Source organism: Desulfobacterales bacterium (assembly GCA_029211065.1).
Taxonomy (GTDB): Bacteria; Desulfobacterota; Desulfobacteria; order Desulfobacterales; family JARGFK01; genus JARGFK01.
The window spans coordinates 1-15,307 of record JARGFK010000109.1 but is presented as its reverse complement, the minus strand read 5'-3'; the positions used below and the strand labels follow the sequence as shown (position 1 = coordinate 15,307).

Here is a 15,307-nt window from a genome sequence, read left to right as displayed (position 1 = left end):
GCAACAGGGTGTCTTGGCTCCTCCATAACCGCATACTACACCATGTGGTCGGTTGAGTAAAGTGCATACCCACTTTATTTTTTTATAATGGTTGTAAATCTGGCCCTATACGCGTGATCGTGCAGATGGCTGAGCCCGAAATACGGTTTTTACCCCGTTTCATAAGGAAAGATAAAACGGGTATAATTGATCAATTATTCGGAGTATTCTATTGACATGAAAATAAGTGTCAAAGGTATGCTACGGGGCAGGTGATATATCTGACTTTAGATATTGTTTTGTTTCGCTCTTTCTCATAGCGTCCTTCTTGTGTGTGTTATTTTTTTCTTGGCGAACTTAAACATATCACACATTGGAGGACGCTGTTCTTAATTTCTAAGATAAAGGTCTCATATTAAGGCGTTGAAAATATGACAGACATGCAGAGAAAGCTGACATCGGAGTATGATCGAATATGGCTTGATCATCTGGCGAGGGATGATTCTGATGAGACTGTTCTTAACCGGATGGCCGACAGGAAGGAGTACTACGATATCATTCAAAAATATATCAGCAGGACGGAGGCCCCGATGGTCATGGAGATTGGATGCGGAACGGGAATTGATATCAATTTGATCAAGAAAAGGAATAGAACAATCACGGCCGTGGGGTCTGACATCTCGGAAAAAAGCATTCAGGTAGCCTTGAAGATCTGTAGGGATTTTGGAAATCTGATGGTTCTTTTTGTGGGAGACACTCTCATGCTCCCCTTGAAGAGCGAAACAGTAGACATATTGTTCAGCCAGGGGCTCGTGGAGCATTTTAAGGACCCTGAAGCGGTCATTGCGGAACAGGTGAGGGTTTTGCGTAACGGTGGTATCCTTATTGTAAACGTTCCTCAAAAATACACCGGTTATACCGTGATGAAAAAAAGACTAATGAGAGAGGGGAAATGGGCTCTGGGCTGGGAAAAGGAGTTCTCTTACCGGGATCTGAAGCAAATCGGGAATAATCTGGGGCTCATTGAAAAAAATGTCTTTGGCTCTCAATACTGGAAATCCTGGGGAGAACCCGCCTTTGTGTTAAGAGACCTGTTGAATAAGATTCGAAGGAGAACACCGCTAAGGGTTTTTCCTCCTTTTCAGACGATGGCAGGGCTTTACAATGCGCTTTGGGGAAAACTTGAAACGCGGTGGGGTCATTACTTTCTGAAGAATATTGTGATTGTCTTTCAAAAGGGTACAGATGAAAATTTTGCATCTTAATGGTGCCGCTTCGGGTGGAGGAATTGAGCAATACCTGGGACAGCTGTTCAAAGAATTGGGATCACGGGGACACCAGAACCTCCTTATATACGGCGATCGTGCACCTGAAGATGCTTTTTCAAAGGAAGAAGCTCGACATATTGAAGGGATCACCCGGGTGGCATGCGGTGATCTGGATACAAAGATTGAGAAAGTAAAAGAGATTTTTAAATCATATGACCCTGATCTGGTTTTTGTTCATCAGGTGTTGAATGCCGCACTGATAGATTTTGTGACAAGGCGGAAGCCTTCAATTCGATTCGCCCACGGCTACAAATTGATTTGTCCCGACGGCCGCAAAACGCTCAAATCAGAGGGCAGGCTCTGTGGCTATCCTTTGGGATATTCCTGTCAGATACATGCCTATCAATACAGATGCATGCCCAGAGACCCCTTCAAAGGCTTCCGGCTGCTCCGTAACTCCAAAAGGATAGTAAGGATGCATCGACAGAGGAGCCACATGGTGGTTGCAAGCAGCTTCATGAAATCCATGCTTCTACAAAACGGATTTGAGGAAGACAGGATCAGCATTATACCGTACTTCACCCATGCTCCCGATTCCGTGGATTACCCTCCCATTAACGCTGAACCCTTAATAATCTGTGTGGGAAGGGTCATAAAGGAAAAGGGGATGCACCATCTCATAAAGGCATTATCTTCGGTTCATCAAAGGGCAAGGTTGATAATTGTGGGGGACGGGCCCGATTTGAAAGGACTCGAAGGCCTTGGAAAAGACTTGGGCCTATCCGAGCGCATCGACTTCAAGGGATGGCTTTCCCACGACAGGCTGGACCGTCTATACCGCGAGTGCTCAATAGCGGTGGTACCCTCGGTGTGGCCCGAGCCCTTCGGTATTGTGGGGATCGAAGCCATGGCTTACCAGCGTCCGGTTATAGCCTGCAATGTTGGCGGCATATCGGACTGGCTCAATCATGAAGAAAACGGATTTCTTGTAAAGGTCGGGGATGAGGGTGCGATAGCAGAGAAGATCAACTTCCTTATAGAGAACCCAGAGGCCGCAAAAAGAATGGGGGAGGAGGCGAGGGTTTTTGCGAAAAATCGCTTCAGTGTTGAGGCTCATATGGGGCCGCTTTTGTCTCTTTTCAAGAAGCTGACTGGAGATTTATAGAAAGCTAATGATATCAAAGTCTTCAGCGCATTGGTCGATATTTGAAAAAGTGAGAGTGGTGCTGGATCGTTATAAAGACTGCGCATCAGGAACCCTTTTGGATATCGGCTGTGGAACAAAACCGTTTCAGGAGGTTTTTGAAGGTAAAGTAAGGCATTACCTTGGCGTGGACATCCCTTCTAAAATTAAAAGAGGAAATCTCAGAGAGCGGGCGGAGACCATTGATATATACGGTGATTGCCTGAACCTGCCGGTAAGGGCTTCATCTGTGGACACCGTTTTCTGCTCTTTTGTAATTGAACACATTTTCGAATATGATCAGCTTATGGATGAGGCTTGGAGAGTGCTCAAGAAGGGTGCGCACCTCTACTTGGTATCCCCCCTTTTGGTGGCAATTCATGAAACACCTTATGATTTCTTCAGGTTTACTGAACACTCCCTGAAAAGAATCGCCGAGAAACATGAATTCGAGACGCTTCACATTGTCCCTGCCGGCGGTGAATTCCTGTTCTGGGGGAATCGCATTGCAGCACATATACACAAAATCCACAGGGTCCCAGTGACAAGAAGGGTAGTTGAAGGGATTTCGTATCTGGTACAGAGGCTCTCGTTGTGTCTGGACAATAAAACAGGCGAAAATTCATTTATATGCAATTACCTGTGTGTTTTCAGAAAGAAATAACAGGAGAGGGAATTGATTAATTTTAGGCCAAGAAGGGCATAAATACACTCGGCATGAAAATAGCGGTATTCTGTACAAACTACCCTCCTTCACGTCAGGAGGGAGGAGTTTCACACTACACGCAAATCCTGTGCAGGCACCTTTCAGACAAGGGCTGGGAGATCTTTGTGGTGACGGATGACGCCTATTTAGGCGACGGAATGGACGGCCCCGTAAAAGTCTTAAAATTCCAAAGACCCTGGACGCACGGGGTCAGAAAAAGAATTTCGAAGGTGCTGATGGCCTATGGCGTGGATATGATAAATCTTCAGTATTCACCTCCCATGTACGATCCCGTTTTCAGGATTGCCTGGTCCTGGATGACCAGGCGTTTTGCCACGTGCGTTAGCTTTCACACCTTGTGGGGAGGTCCCAGAATCAATTATCCGATGGCCCTTTCTTTTCTTTGCGGTGCGGACGGCATTATAGCCACCAATTCTGAGATAATGTATCTCTTGAAGAGATATCTGCGTCCTTTTCTTCGAAAGACAAGGCATATCCCCATAGGGGCGAACATTGAACCCGAAGGCACTTCAGAGGACTTTCATAAGGCTTCGCGACGATACGGGCTGGACCCTGAGATGCCGGTGCTCGCATACTTCGGCATGTCCTATCAGGGTAAGGGCATGACCATCCTTTTTGAGACGACCCGCATGCTCCTGGAAAGGGGGCATCAAATCCAGCTTCTGGTCATAGGAGGAGGCATCTCGGATGTCCCCGAATATATAGATGAGAAGAGAAGGCTGATTTCCAAGCTCGGAATAGAAGGGCGAGTCATATGGACCGGCAGGATTCCGGCCCAGGATGTATCCGCTCTTCTCGATGGAAGCCGCCTGGCTCTACTGCCCTACGATTCGGGCGTGAGCGATAGGCGCGGCAGCCTCATGGCGGCCCTGGCCCATGGCAAGGCCGTAGTCACCACCAGACCCGCCGTGCCTGTTAGGCTTTTTAAAAACCGAGAAAACATGATCTGGCCCGAAACCGATGAAGCGGAAGCCCTTGCCGGGGCTGTGAGCGATGTACTTGAGAATCAGGCGCTGCTGGGTAGGCTGGAAAAGGGTGCCAGGGAGCTTGCAGGGCATTATAAGTGGCCGGGGATAGCCGTGCAGACAAAGGACTTCTTTCAGGACATTGTGGTCCGGAAAAGGCGATCACTTTAATAATCAACGGGGGTAACATGCGCATCCTTGTGCTGACACCCACATTCCTTCCAGCCCTCGGCGGTGCCGAACTGGTGATACTTCAGGTTTTTCGCAGGCTCGCCCGGCGTCACACCGTCCTGGTTCTGACTCCTCACCTGTCCCAAAAGATTCTGGAGAGCAGCAGTTCGAAGGAATATGACAGATTGATAAATTTTAAGGTAAGCCGCTATCATGACAGGCTGACCATGTTCAGGGTGAGGGGACACCGACTTACCCGCGGACTGATTCCTCCCTTTTCCCTGTCGGCCGTTTCGGCCGTAAAGCGGGCTGCGGGGGAATTCAGGCCCCATGTTATGAACGTCCACTATGTAATGCCCACAGGTCTTGCGGGCCTTTACGCCCAGAGATTTCTCAGAGTTCCCTGCGTCATCACATATAACGGCCGCGATGTGCCAGGACCCGGGGTCCCGCCCTTGTGGAAATACTGGCACAGGTTCGTCGGCCTTGGCTGTGCGGATATGACTTTCGTGTCAGGATACTGCCGGGACGTTATCTACGGTTCATCTTCCCATCACGGCCATGTAATCTATAACGGAGTCGAGGAGCCGGTCCCTGTCTCTTATGAACAGCTGGCCTCTTTTCGAGCGAGGTTTGACATACCCCGAAAGGCCCCGGTTCTATTTGCGTTGCAGCGGGTGGACGCCCTCAAGCGGATCGACGTTATCATCAGAAGCATGCCCGGGATCCTTACCCGTGAACCGGAAGCGCGTCTGATCATAGGTGGAAAGGGAGAGGATCTTGAACGTCTTAAATGCCTCGCTGTTGAACTGGGGATTGAAGGCAGGGTGATCTTTCCCGGATTCATTCCCGACGGCGAGATACCCGTGTATCAGATGGCGGCGGACCTGTTCCTGTTTCACTCCACGTTCGAAACATTCGGGATTGTCTTGGCCGAGGCCATGAACTATGAAAAGGCCGTGGTATCGGTATCAAATACGGCAATAAGGGAGGTCGTCGACAACGGTCACACCGGCCTCCTTGTACCCACTCTTGACCACCGGGCCTTTGCTCAAGCGGTCCTGGAGCTGATCAGGGACAGGCCCCAGCGGGAAGAGATGGGAAGGAGAGGATACGAGAAGGTGAAGCGGCTGTTCCTCTGGGACGCCATTGCCGGACAGTATGAGTCGGTACTTGAATCGGCCGCGTTCGGGGAGAGCCTCCCCTGATGGAGAACCGGCAGACGGGCAAAGGAGACAAGGGAGGGGCGTTGGGTATTATTAGAGTGGCATATCTCTTCAATCATTCCTTCTTTTTGGGAGGAGGAGAGATCAGTTTCTTGGAACTCATAAGGAGTGTCGACAGGAGGCGTATTGATCCCGTGGCATTGGTGCCTGAAGAGGGCGAGATTGCCGTCCAGCTGAGGAGTTTCGGTATTACTGTCCGCTCATGCAGTATTCCTTCCCTCAGGCGAATGCCAAAAGGAGCTCCTTTTGGCTCGCTTTTCAGGCTTGTGAGGATTATCAGGGGTAGCGGGGTACATTTTTTGCATGTGAACGGGTCTAGAGCCTGCCTTTACGGAGGGCTTGCAGGTCGCATGCTGGGTATTCCGGTTATATGGCACGTGCGCGAGACCATCAGAGACATTTTTTTCTATGACGGATTCCTTGCTTTGCTGGCCGGAATCATAGTGTGTGTTTCAAGGGGGGTCCAGGTTACGCGGTTTGGTAGATTCGGGAACAGGATAAAAAACAGGACCGTGGTGGTATATAACGGTGTGGATACCAGGAAATTCAAAAGGAACCAAATAGCGAGACAGAGGTTCAGAGAGAAACTAGGCGTAAAGGACGAAATTCTTTTCGGTATCGTGGGAAGCATCTTGCCGCTTAAGGGTCAGGACTTCTTTTTGAAAGGACTGATCAGAGCAATACAAAGAAAACCGGGTCTTCCGGTAAAGGTCCTGATCATTGGGCGAACAGTGGATCTCGCATATTATGCAATGATCCGCAGGCTTGTTTCGGACATGGGCCTGGACGGTCATGTCCATTTTCGTGATTTTTACGAGAACATCAGAAACGTTTTTTCCGGGCTCGATGTCTTTGTTTTGCCCTCCTCAAGGGAAGGCTTCAGCAGATCGCTTTTAGAGGCCATGAGCGTAGGATTGCCGGTCTTGGCCTCCAGAATAGGCGAGATTGAAGAGGCCGTAACTGATGCCATTAACGCAATTCTTGTCGATTTCAATGACTTGGAGGGAATGGCTTCTGCTATTATTAAGTTAACGGAAGACGCGAGGCTGAGAAGTCGTTTGGCCGAAAAGAACAGAAAGAGGGCGATGGAGAACTTTGATCTGCAGTCCCACGCAAGATCGATTGAAGGGGTTTATTCTAAGCTGTTGTCCGGGGGGGGACCATGAGGGTTGTTCGCAAAAGAGTCCTCGTAGACGCTCGCGAGTTCGTTCTCGGTAGATTTACTGGAATAGGAAGAGTCCTGAAAGGAATAGTTGAGGCCTTGGCAGAGAGTCCTGTTGTGGATGAAATTGTTCTTGCCACACATATGGCAGGCGCCATTCCTTCAAGTGTTAGGAACCTTGAAAAAATCAGGGTCCAGGAGATCCCCAAGTCTTTTTTGAAAACAGAGAAGGCTTTAGCTCATTTATCAAAAACGGATTTTAAACTTTATTTTAGCCCGTATCCAAAGCTGCCCCTGTTTGGTTGTCACTGCTCCGCCGTTAATATCGTCCATGACGTTCTTGACCTGACACACCCTGCTTACAGGAGACGGGTCAAGGTCTTTCTCGATATGCACAGGGTCAAGAACGCCATTAAAAGGGCAGATCTTACCTGGTACGATTCCTTATGGAGCATGGAAGAGACAAAGAACCTGATAGGTTTTGTAGGAAAAAACCCGAAAGTTAGACCCCTTGGTATAGATGTAAGATTCACTGTGGAAAGAGAAGAGAATGAATATGGAATTCTGAAAAAATATGATCTTCAACCTGGATATATTTTGGTTGTTGGCAATGGGCTGTCTCATAAGAATCCTGGTGTGCTGTTACGAATATCAGATAATATGTCCAGAAGATTGGTATTTGTTGGGGTTTCAGAGAGAAGTCAGAATTACTGGAAAAGGCGTTATCCTGAAGCCAAGGCCGTATGGGTGAAGTATGTTGAGGAAGAAGATCTACCCTCGCTCATAAGATTTGCTTTTTGTCTTGCACAACCTTCTACAGCTGAAGGATATGGCTATCCACCTTTGGAGGCCATGGCCTGCGGCGTTCCGGCTATTGTAAGCAACATCCAGGTATTGGTTGAAACCACCGGGGAAAATGTGTTGGTGGCAAACCCAGAAGACTCTCGGGCGTGGTTAGAGGCATTTGATAAATTGGAAGATCAAAGTGAGCGTAAAACCTATATAGACAAAGGGTTAAAATGGGTTAAGCCCTTACAAGGTAGAGAAGGCTGGAAAAACCATATCGCTGATATTGAAGAAGTTCTGGAGGGAAAGAAATGAAAAAGGCGCTTATCACCGGGATCACCGGTCAGGACGGAAGTTATCTTTCGGAACTGCTGCTTGAGAAGGGGTACGAAGTTCATGGGATCGTTCGGCGGGTGGCCCTTGAGCACCCTCAGGCTCGTATGTGGCGTCTTCGCCACCTCCAGGATCAACTTCATATCCATAGCGCTTCCATGGAAAGTTATGCCAGCATCTTTAACACCGTTTCCGAGATCAAACCGGACGAATGTTATCATCTGGCCGCCCAGAGTTATGTTTCCTATTCATTTGAAGATGAGTTTTCGACCATCAATACGAATCTCAACGGCACTCACTACATCCTGTCCGCCATTAAACGGCAAGCCCCAGACTGTCGTTTTTATTTCGCCGCTTCCAGCGAGATGTTTGGAAAAGTTCAACAAACACCTCAAAATGAAAACACACCCTTTCATCCCCGTTCGCCGTATGGAATATCCAAAATGGCAGGATATGAATTGACCCGCAACTACAGAGAGGGGTACGGTCTGTTTGCGCTTTCGGGAATCTTATTCAACCATGAATCCCCCCGAAGAGGGGCTGAATTTGTTACGCGAAAAATTTCGTCGGGGGCCGCGAAAGTAAAATTGGGAATTGAAAAAGAAATCCGGCTCGGCAATCTTGAGGCAAAACGCGACTGGGGGCACGCCCGCGACTATGTCAGGGCCATGTGGCTCATGCTTCAGCAGGATGAACCCGAGGATTATGTGGTCGCAACCGGAGAGTCTCACTCTGTCAGAGAATTTCTGGAAGTCGCTTTCAGTTATGTCGGTCTGGATTATCAGGATTATTTGGTTGTTGACGAAAACTTATATCGCCCCGCGGAAGTTCATATTCTTGAAGGAGATTCAGCCAAAGCCCGTGAAAAATTAAATTGGAAGCCCGTCGTCCTATTCGATGAACTGGTTAAAGAAATGGTGGACGGCGACATGAAATGGTATTCTCCGGGTGGAGCGGGAATTTAGTCCGGCCGAAAACCCCGGCCCGCCGGCAAAATTGTATGTTTTCCAAAGAGCCTGTATGAACCCTAAATATAATTTATGCGGGAAAAGTAATTTTAAGACGCTTGAAGATGACCAGCAGCCTTGCAGCGTTTTTAAGTGCAACAATTGTTCCCTCGTGTTTGTCCATCCGCAGCCTGACCGCGCGGCGTTAAAAAAAATACGATGACGGATATTATAAGGAATGGCTGAACAAGCAAAAGCATAAGCGCATAGGGATGTGGCAAAGAAGGGCAAGCAGGAATCATCAGGGTCAAAAAAGGCGGTCATTTATTGGATGTGAGATGCGGTGAAGGTTCTTTTCTGGCAGTCGTCCAAAAAGAGGGTTGGCGGGTCAGCGGAACCGAATTTTCGATGTTTGCAGCCAAACAAGCCGCTGATTTGCTGAACATCGATATTTTTTGCGGGAAACTGTCCAATGCCGGATTTCATGAGAATTCATTTGATGTTGTGACGATGTGGCATGTGCTGGAACATGTTGATGACCCCAAAAAATATCTCGAGGAGATACACCGGATATTAAAACCAAATGGGTTGTTTGTCTTTGCGGTTCCCGATAAGCCAATCACCGTAAAGACGTTGCAATAATGAAAAAGACGGTTTTTGAGTAAGAACCCTGACCAGACCTCAACGGTTAAGAAGCACAGCGTTTCAGCTCGGTTAATATGAGAAAATGCCCCTATTGCGATTCTTTCGGAAAATTAAAAATCCATGTGCATGGCAGACCCTATGGCCGCTGTTCGGCATGTGATCTGATTTACCAGGACCATCCGGCAACATCTGAGGAGGTGCTGGCGACTTACCGGGATGAATATTTCAACACCTGCGGGATCGACCAGGTCGGCGGATCGAGGGATATACTGTACGATCGTATCCTTGATATTCTTGAAAAAAGAAAGGGGATCGGGTTGCTGCTGGATGTCGGAACCGGCTGCGGGCATTTTATCGTCAGAGCCCGGCAAAAGGGCTGGCGGGCGAAAGGGATCGAACCATCATCCGATGCCATCCATGTGGCCGCAGGGGAAGGGCTCGATATCTTTTACGGCACCCTGCAGGAATATAGAGGTAATGATCGGTTTAACGTCATTACCCTTATCAATGTTCTGGACCATTGCGCTGCGCCGTGGCACGAAATCTGGCGTGCCAGGGAGCTGCTGAAATCCGGAGGAATTATATTTATCCGTATTCCAAACGGGTTTTTGCATTATCACATTTTCCGGACGGAATCCCTCTGCGGACTTGGGAAAGGGATTCAAAGGTATTTAATCTTCCATCATTATTCCCTTACGCCCCGATTTGTTGAAAAGCTGCTGAAGGACGCAGGCTTCTCAAAAATTTCAATTTTCAATTCAAGACCTTCGGCAGGAGACCCGCACCGGCTGTTTTTTAGCCCCGTTATCGCCCAAAGCGTAAAAAGTATGATTTATTATTTCTCTAAATTGGTTCAAGCCGTCAGTTTTAATAGTATTTTATTGGGCACTTCATTGGATGTAATCGCATATAAAGATAACGCGTCGGGTGCGTCAAGATGAACCGATCTGGCAAAAAAAACATTCTGATTGTTGCCGATGTTTCGATTGCAAACGTAATCGGCGGCGCCGAGCGGGTTTTATATGAACAGAGCGTTCGTCTGGCCCAACGGGGATATGGTGTTCATCTGATGACCCGCAGGCTGCCGTCGCATGGGAATAGCGAAGCATTTCTTGAGGGGGTCCGGGAATGGCGCTATGGCGTCAACCCCGCGAACCCCTTATCATTTCTGATGTCCACCTGGCAAAACAGCAAAAAGCTGTTCGCAACGCTTCAGGAACATAATCGTTTTGACGCCATCGTCATCCATCAGCCATTTTCAGCCGCAGGCGTGTTAACATCCCGGAGTGCGAAAGAAATAAAAAAGACTTATCTCTGCCTTTCTTTTTCATTTGAAGAATTTATATCCAGAAATAAAACACCTGCGAATGTGTCCGGACGGCTGCTCTATAGGATGCAGGTTCATGTCCGGAAATGGATGGAGAAACGGGTACTGCAGCACGCGGCTGAAATTATTGTGCTCAGCCAGTTTACCCGGGATAAATTGATAGAAGTTTACCGGACTTCTCCCGAGAAAATTTCGATCATTCCGGGCGGAGTAGATTTGCTGCGGTTTAAGCCGACCGATCATAAGAACAAAATCAGGCAAGGGTTGAAATTGCCGGATTCAAAAATAATGGTGTTTACGGTCAGAAATCTGGTCGCCCGCATGGGGCTGGAGAATTTAATCGAAGCCATGCAATCGGTGATTAGAAACGCTCCGGATATTTATCTGGTGATAGGTGGCGCCGGACCGCTCAACGGGCGGTTAACGAAAATGGCCGAACAGATAGGCGTCAATGATTGTATCCGATTTGAAGGGTTCATCCCGGAAGAAACTCTGCCGCACTATTATCAGATGGCAGACATGTTTATTCTGCCGACCAAAGAATTGGAGGGTTTTGGTTTGGTGACCCTGGAAGCGATGGCTTCGGGCGTTCCGGTTTTAGGAACCCCGGTTGGCGGAACAAAGGAAATTATGGGCCGATTTGATTCCAGTTTCATGTTCAAGGATTCGACGCCGGAATCAATTGCCGATTTGATAAAAGAGAAATATTATATCATTAAAAACAAACCCCATATCTGGAAGGAGATTTCAAAAAAGAGTCGATCTTTTGTTGAAGAAAATTATTCCTGGGACAAGCATGTCGAAGAATTGGAAAAACATTTATAGCTTAAGGTTACCATATGCCACGTCCATATAGAATAGAATATCTCGGAACATGATATCATGTAATGAACCGTGGGCGTCGGTCTGAATCCATATTTTTATTTTCAGGCGGAAGCGTTCTTTGAGGGCCTTCACTGGAGGCGATTGCAAGAAAGATAAGGGGTTAAGGGCAGATTTGAACCGGGAGAACTGAAAAACTCTTGGCATCAATTAACCGTCTGTCTGCGGTAACTAAAGTAAGATCGTATACAATGGCTGTTGCTGCCAGGAATCTATCGGCAGGATCCTGATGCGGAAGATTAATTTTACGGCTTTGGATTGCCACTTCCTGATTTATTGCCGCTTCTCGAAAGGGGAGTTTTTTAAACATCTTTCGTATGCTTTTTTCATGATCAGCCTTTATAACCACTCGCCCCTTTTCAGCAAGCAGTAAGATTTCCCAAACACTGATAGGGGAAAACCAGAGTTCATTTAATTCTTTTTTCAATTCTTCAGCAATCTTAGAGGGTAACTTCTCAGGCTCAGCAGCACTCCATAGAATTACATGTGTGTCGAGTAAGAATTTCAATCTTGTAATGCCTCCCAGTCCTTTTCGTTCAGGGCAGGTGAAATAATATCCCCGGAAATTCTAACCGTGTCTTTCATAGACCCTAACCATGACTCTGGCTTTTGAGGCGGGGGCGGAGGGGTTACCATAACAATCGGTTCTCCACGGCGAGTTATCAGAAGAGGTCGGCCTGTTTTTTTTACGTTATCCAAAAGTCGAAGGCAAGTTGCCTTAAATTTTGAAATTGTTACCTGTTCCAGCATTGTCCCTCCAGTTTTCTTTTAATTTTTTATTTTAAAATACCATGTCAACGCCTATAGTCAACTTAAAAAATTGGGAACCCCCCGCTGTATGTATTTGAATGTCCATTGACAAACATATACTATTACGTTATGAAATAATAAACAGAACTATTTATTATTTCATAACGTGAATTTATGGCTAAGAATAATTTCGCCAAATTGTTAAACGCCGAAGGCTCGTTTTTTTCGATTTCATCTCTCCAGGCCACCTTTAACATAACCAGAGAAAGCGCCAGAACCACTGCTTCCAGGCTCGTTAGAAGGGGTGTGCTTACAAGGCTTTGTCGCAATCTCTTTGTTCTTGCCGGCCGGAAATATTCTCTTTTTGCCTTGGCAAACGCGCTTTATCAGCCATCGGTGGTCTCACTTGAAACGGCTCTCAATTACTGGGGGCTTATTGTTCAGGACCCGCAGATGATTTTTTCTGTTGGTTTGGGAAGTTATCGATATAAAATCGATCATACCGATTTCATATATCGGCAAATTAATCCGTCTCTTTTCCGTTTTGGGCAAAAAAAGATTGATGACTTTTTTATTTCAGAGCCTGAAAAGGCTCTTTTGGATACACTTTATATGAAAAGCAAAGGCCTGGCGGACTTGCTTCCGGAAGACATAAATATGGACAAACTTGATAACGAACGGCTTGAATATTATTCTTTGTCTTACCCTGCCACAGTGAAAAAAATGATACCATTTTTAAAAAGAAAAAATGGGAGATAACCGATGCAGCTACAAAATATTATACGGTTTTGTTGGAGCTTCGATTTCCGGGGCCGGAAAGAAATTTTCATGTAAAGATTGAAGTCTCCACACGGGAGAAAGAGTTAGATACAACAATTTTGTCCCTCAGGGGTGTGGCAATTCTTACTCTTGAACCTTCCTTTTTAATGACAGAAAAGTTGCTGACCTTTATTGAGCGGCAAGCCGGTAGGGATATTTTTGACGCATGGTTTATTCTTAAAAATGGTTATCCCTTGAAAGAATCAATGATTATTAACGCCTGTGGCGACGAGCTAAGTTTTTATCAAATTGTTTTAGATAAGGTCAAAGCCGCCAATCCCAAAAAAATATATCGTGATACAGGAAAGCTTTTGGGACACGATTACAGAAACTGGATGAAGACAAGCTTTCTGGACGATTTTAAACGGCTTGTCATCAATAAGATTGACACATTTAAAATGGCCAACAGGTGAACATCCTTTTTGTTGCAGACGTTTCGATTGCAAACGTAATCGGCGGCGCCGAGCGGGTTTTATATGAACAGAGCGTTCGCCTGATTCATCGGGGATATGGTGTCCACGTGATGACCCGCAGACTCCCGTCGCATGCGGATAGCGAAGCATTTGCTGAGGGGGTCCGGGAATGGCGGTATGAAGTGAATCCCGCGAACCCTTTTTCATTTCTGATATCGACCTGGCAGAACAGCAAAAAGTTGTTTGAAACGCTTTAGAATCATAACCGCTTTGACGCCGTCATCATCCACCAGCCGTTTTCAGCCGCAAGCGTAATAACCTCCCGGCATGCGAAAGAAATTAAAAAAATCTATATCTGCCATTCCCTCTCATTTGAAGAATATATTTCACGAAATAAAAGACCTGAGAATTTATCCGGGCGACTGATCTACGGCATGCATGTTCAAACCCGAAAATGGATAGAGAAGCGGGCGCTGAAACATGCGGCTGAAATTATGGTTCTCAGCCAGTTTGCCCGGGATAAGTTAAAAGAAGTTTACCGGATCCCGCCCGGGAAAATCTCGATTATCCCCCCCGGGGGGGGGGGGGGGGGGTCGATTTAATGCGGTTCAAGCCGACCGACGATACGGAAAAAATCAGGCAAGCGTTGAAATTACCCGACTCTAAAATAATTTTGTTTACGGTCAGGAATCTGGTCGCCCGCATGGGGCTGGAGAATTTAATCAAAGCCGTGCAGTTGGTGGTCAGAAACGCTGCGGACATTTACCTGGTGATCGGGGGCGCCGGACCGCTCAGAGATCAGTTAGCGCGTATGGCCGAACAGTTGGGTGTCAATGATTGTATCCGATTTGAAGGGTTCATCCCGGAAGAATCTCTGCCGAACTATTATCAGATGGCAGACATGTTTATTTTGCCGACCAAAGAATTGGAAGGTTTCGGATTGGTGACACTGGAAGCGATGGCTTCAGGTGTTCCGGTTTTAGGAACTCCGGTAGGTGGAACAAAGGAAATCATCAGCCGATTTGATTCCAGTTTTATGTTCAACACCGATTTTCGCACCGGTTTTAACCGACAATTTTTATAAAGTTTTATGACCTGCATGTCAGCTGAACTTAAGTTCCAAATCGACTCCATCAAGCCACGAAAGGGTTTGTGGTAAGTTATGCCAAGGAACGGATCGCAATATCGGGTTATGCGCCTTTCGGGGATAGATGACGGTAATTTTGTTTCCCTCAAGGATTACATTCGCCTTTCCCTTGACAAAAAGCCGGTGGATCTTGGCGGCGTCGCAGCTTTCAAATCCTCTAAGCTTCTGAGCCAGCATGGTATAGAGGGTATCAGCGATCATCGTCATGATCACATCAAAGTGCACCTTGACCAGAATAGGGGAAGAAAGGGCATTGAGGTTGAAAAACTTGACCGCCTCAGAGATAACGTTTTCGACCCGCCACCTTCTGGCGTAATTGCCGACCAGCAATTCCAATGGTGTGTCGAAGTCATTGGAAATAAGAAAAGCGGGCTTCTCACGGCCGTTTCCCCGAAGGATCAGCTGTCGCAGATCGCCCTGATAATCTTTCAGCGTGATCAAAGATTCATGGACCAACGGATTGGGATACTTTCTTTTGGCATGGGGAATATGAATGCGTTGCCAAGGCTCAAGTGCCTCGATTTTATCCGCCATGTTCTTACACCGACGTCTGAGGGTAATAAAGCGTATCCCTTGC

The 15,307-nt window shown here is 47.0% G+C and carries 17 protein-coding genes; 15 read left to right on the top strand and 2 right to left on the bottom strand.

The features are described 5' to 3' along the window. Positions 1-410: 410 nt before the first annotated feature. The 11 genes from P1P89_18715 (at position 411) to P1P89_18665 (ending at position 11,544) form a co-directional block, all read left to right on the top strand. Positions 411-1,244 carry a class I SAM-dependent methyltransferase gene (locus P1P89_18715; GenBank protein ID MDF1593545.1) on the top strand — a complete coding sequence of 278 codons (834 nt, stop codon included), beginning with the start codon at positions 411-413 and terminating at the stop codon, positions 1,242-1,244. Beyond that, the gene (locus tag P1P89_18710; protein MDF1593544.1) at positions 1,225-2,412 is read left to right on the top strand and encodes a glycosyltransferase family 4 protein; all 1,188 of its coding nucleotides are present in this window, start codon (positions 1,225-1,227) and stop codon (positions 2,410-2,412) included. The genes P1P89_18715 and P1P89_18710 overlap by 20 nt, the downstream gene beginning before the upstream one ends. Positions 2,413-2,419: 7 nt before the next feature. After that, the gene (locus P1P89_18705) at positions 2,420-3,094 is read left to right on the top strand and encodes a class I SAM-dependent methyltransferase (GenBank protein ID MDF1593543.1); all 675 of its coding nucleotides are present in this window, start codon (positions 2,420-2,422) and stop codon (positions 3,092-3,094) included. Between the two features lie 53 nt (positions 3,095-3,147). Then, complete coding sequence (locus P1P89_18700) at positions 3,148-4,293, top strand: glycosyltransferase family 4 protein (protein MDF1593542.1); 1,146 nt, start codon at positions 3,148-3,150, stop codon at positions 4,291-4,293. A gap of 17 nt (positions 4,294-4,310) precedes the next feature. After that, the gene (locus tag P1P89_18695; protein ID MDF1593541.1) at positions 4,311-5,501 is read left to right on the top strand and encodes a glycosyltransferase family 4 protein; all 1,191 of its coding nucleotides are present in this window, start codon (positions 4,311-4,313) and stop codon (positions 5,499-5,501) included. After that, on the top strand, positions 5,501-6,685 hold the full coding sequence (locus P1P89_18690) for a glycosyltransferase family 4 protein (GenBank protein MDF1593540.1): 1,185 nt from the start codon (positions 5,501-5,503) through the stop codon (positions 6,683-6,685). Before P1P89_18695 ends, P1P89_18690 begins: the two co-directional genes overlap by 1 nt. Further along, on the top strand, positions 6,682-7,782 hold the full coding sequence (locus P1P89_18685) for a glycosyltransferase family 1 protein (GenBank protein ID MDF1593539.1): 1,101 nt from the start codon (positions 6,682-6,684) through the stop codon (positions 7,780-7,782). Before P1P89_18690 ends, P1P89_18685 begins: the two co-directional genes overlap by 4 nt. Beyond that, the gene (locus P1P89_18680) at positions 7,779-8,765 is read left to right on the top strand and encodes a GDP-mannose 4,6-dehydratase (protein ID MDF1593538.1); all 987 of its coding nucleotides are present in this window, start codon (positions 7,779-7,781) and stop codon (positions 8,763-8,765) included. Before P1P89_18685 ends, P1P89_18680 begins: the two co-directional genes overlap by 4 nt. Positions 8,766-9,047: 282 nt before the next feature. Beyond that, positions 9,048-9,389, top strand: coding sequence for a class I SAM-dependent methyltransferase (locus tag P1P89_18675; protein ID MDF1593537.1), 342 nt, complete (start codon positions 9,048-9,050; stop codon positions 9,387-9,389). A gap of 77 nt (positions 9,390-9,466) precedes the next feature. Further along, positions 9,467-10,333, top strand: coding sequence for a class I SAM-dependent methyltransferase (locus P1P89_18670; protein MDF1593536.1), 867 nt, complete (start codon positions 9,467-9,469; stop codon positions 10,331-10,333). After that, entirely contained in the window at positions 10,330-11,544 is a 1,215-nt protein-coding gene (locus tag P1P89_18665; GenBank protein MDF1593535.1) for a glycosyltransferase family 4 protein, read from the top strand. Before P1P89_18670 ends, P1P89_18665 begins: the two co-directional genes overlap by 4 nt. A gap of 160 nt (positions 11,545-11,704) precedes the next feature. On the opposite strand, the gene P1P89_18660 is transcribed toward P1P89_18665, so the two are convergent. Beyond that, positions 11,705-12,109 carry a type II toxin-antitoxin system VapC family toxin gene (locus tag P1P89_18660; GenBank protein MDF1593534.1) on the bottom strand — a complete coding sequence of 135 codons (405 nt, stop codon included), beginning with the start codon at positions 12,107-12,109 and terminating at the stop codon, positions 11,705-11,707. Between the two features lie 611 nt (positions 12,110-12,720). Here P1P89_18660 and P1P89_18655 point away from each other — a divergent pair. The 4 genes from P1P89_18655 (at position 12,721) to P1P89_18640 (ending at position 14,667) form a co-directional block, all read left to right on the top strand. Further along, positions 12,721-13,110 carry a hypothetical protein gene (locus P1P89_18655; protein ID MDF1593533.1) on the top strand — a complete coding sequence of 130 codons (390 nt, stop codon included), beginning with the start codon at positions 12,721-12,723 and terminating at the stop codon, positions 13,108-13,110. Beyond that, positions 13,107-13,583, top strand: coding sequence for a nucleotidyl transferase AbiEii/AbiGii toxin family protein (locus tag P1P89_18650; GenBank protein MDF1593532.1), 477 nt, complete (start codon positions 13,107-13,109; stop codon positions 13,581-13,583). Before P1P89_18655 ends, P1P89_18650 begins: the two co-directional genes overlap by 4 nt. Then, positions 13,580-13,840 (top strand): hypothetical protein, encoded by a 261-nt coding sequence (locus P1P89_18645; GenBank protein MDF1593531.1) that lies wholly within the window; start codon positions 13,580-13,582, stop codon positions 13,838-13,840. Before P1P89_18650 ends, P1P89_18645 begins: the two co-directional genes overlap by 4 nt. A 344-nt stretch (positions 13,841-14,184) precedes the next feature. Next, positions 14,185-14,667 (top strand): glycosyltransferase, encoded by a 483-nt coding sequence (locus tag P1P89_18640; GenBank protein MDF1593530.1) that lies wholly within the window; start codon positions 14,185-14,187, stop codon positions 14,665-14,667. Between the two features lie 18 nt (positions 14,668-14,685). On the opposite strand, the gene P1P89_18635 is transcribed toward P1P89_18640, so the two are convergent. Further along, on the bottom strand, positions 14,686-15,307 hold a 622-nt coding region (locus P1P89_18635; GenBank protein ID MDF1593529.1), incomplete at its 5' end, for a hypothetical protein.

What these genes read in the sequence shown, in the direction of transcription:
- P1P89_18715 (MDF1593545.1), top strand. Translation starts at nt 411, where the DNA reads ATGACAGACATGCAGAGAAAGCTGACATCGGAGTATGATCGAATATGG.
- P1P89_18710 (MDF1593544.1), top strand. Translation starts at nt 1,225, where the DNA reads ATGAAAATTTTGCATCTTAATGGTGCCGCTTCGGGTGGAGGAATTGAG.
- P1P89_18685 (MDF1593539.1), top strand. Translation starts at nt 6,682, where the DNA reads ATGAGGGTTGTTCGCAAAAGAGTCCTCGTAGACGCTCGCGAGTTCGTT.
- P1P89_18700 (MDF1593542.1), top strand. Translation starts at nt 3,148, where the DNA reads ATGAAAATAGCGGTATTCTGTACAAACTACCCTCCTTCACGTCAGGAG.
- P1P89_18665 (MDF1593535.1), top strand. Translation starts at nt 10,330, where the DNA reads ATGAACCGATCTGGCAAAAAAAACATTCTGATTGTTGCCGATGTTTCG.
- P1P89_18695 (MDF1593541.1), top strand. Translation starts at nt 4,311, where the DNA reads ATGCGCATCCTTGTGCTGACACCCACATTCCTTCCAGCCCTCGGCGGT.
- P1P89_18705 (MDF1593543.1), top strand. Translation starts at nt 2,420, where the DNA reads ATGATATCAAAGTCTTCAGCGCATTGGTCGATATTTGAAAAAGTGAGA.
- P1P89_18690 (MDF1593540.1), top strand. Translation starts at nt 5,501, where the DNA reads ATGGAGAACCGGCAGACGGGCAAAGGAGACAAGGGAGGGGCGTTGGGT.
- P1P89_18670 (MDF1593536.1), top strand. Translation starts at nt 9,467, where the DNA reads ATGAGAAAATGCCCCTATTGCGATTCTTTCGGAAAATTAAAAATCCAT.
- P1P89_18640 (MDF1593530.1), top strand. Translation starts at nt 14,185, where the DNA reads ATGCGGTTCAAGCCGACCGACGATACGGAAAAAATCAGGCAAGCGTTG.
- P1P89_18680 (MDF1593538.1), top strand. Translation starts at nt 7,779, where the DNA reads ATGAAAAAGGCGCTTATCACCGGGATCACCGGTCAGGACGGAAGTTAT.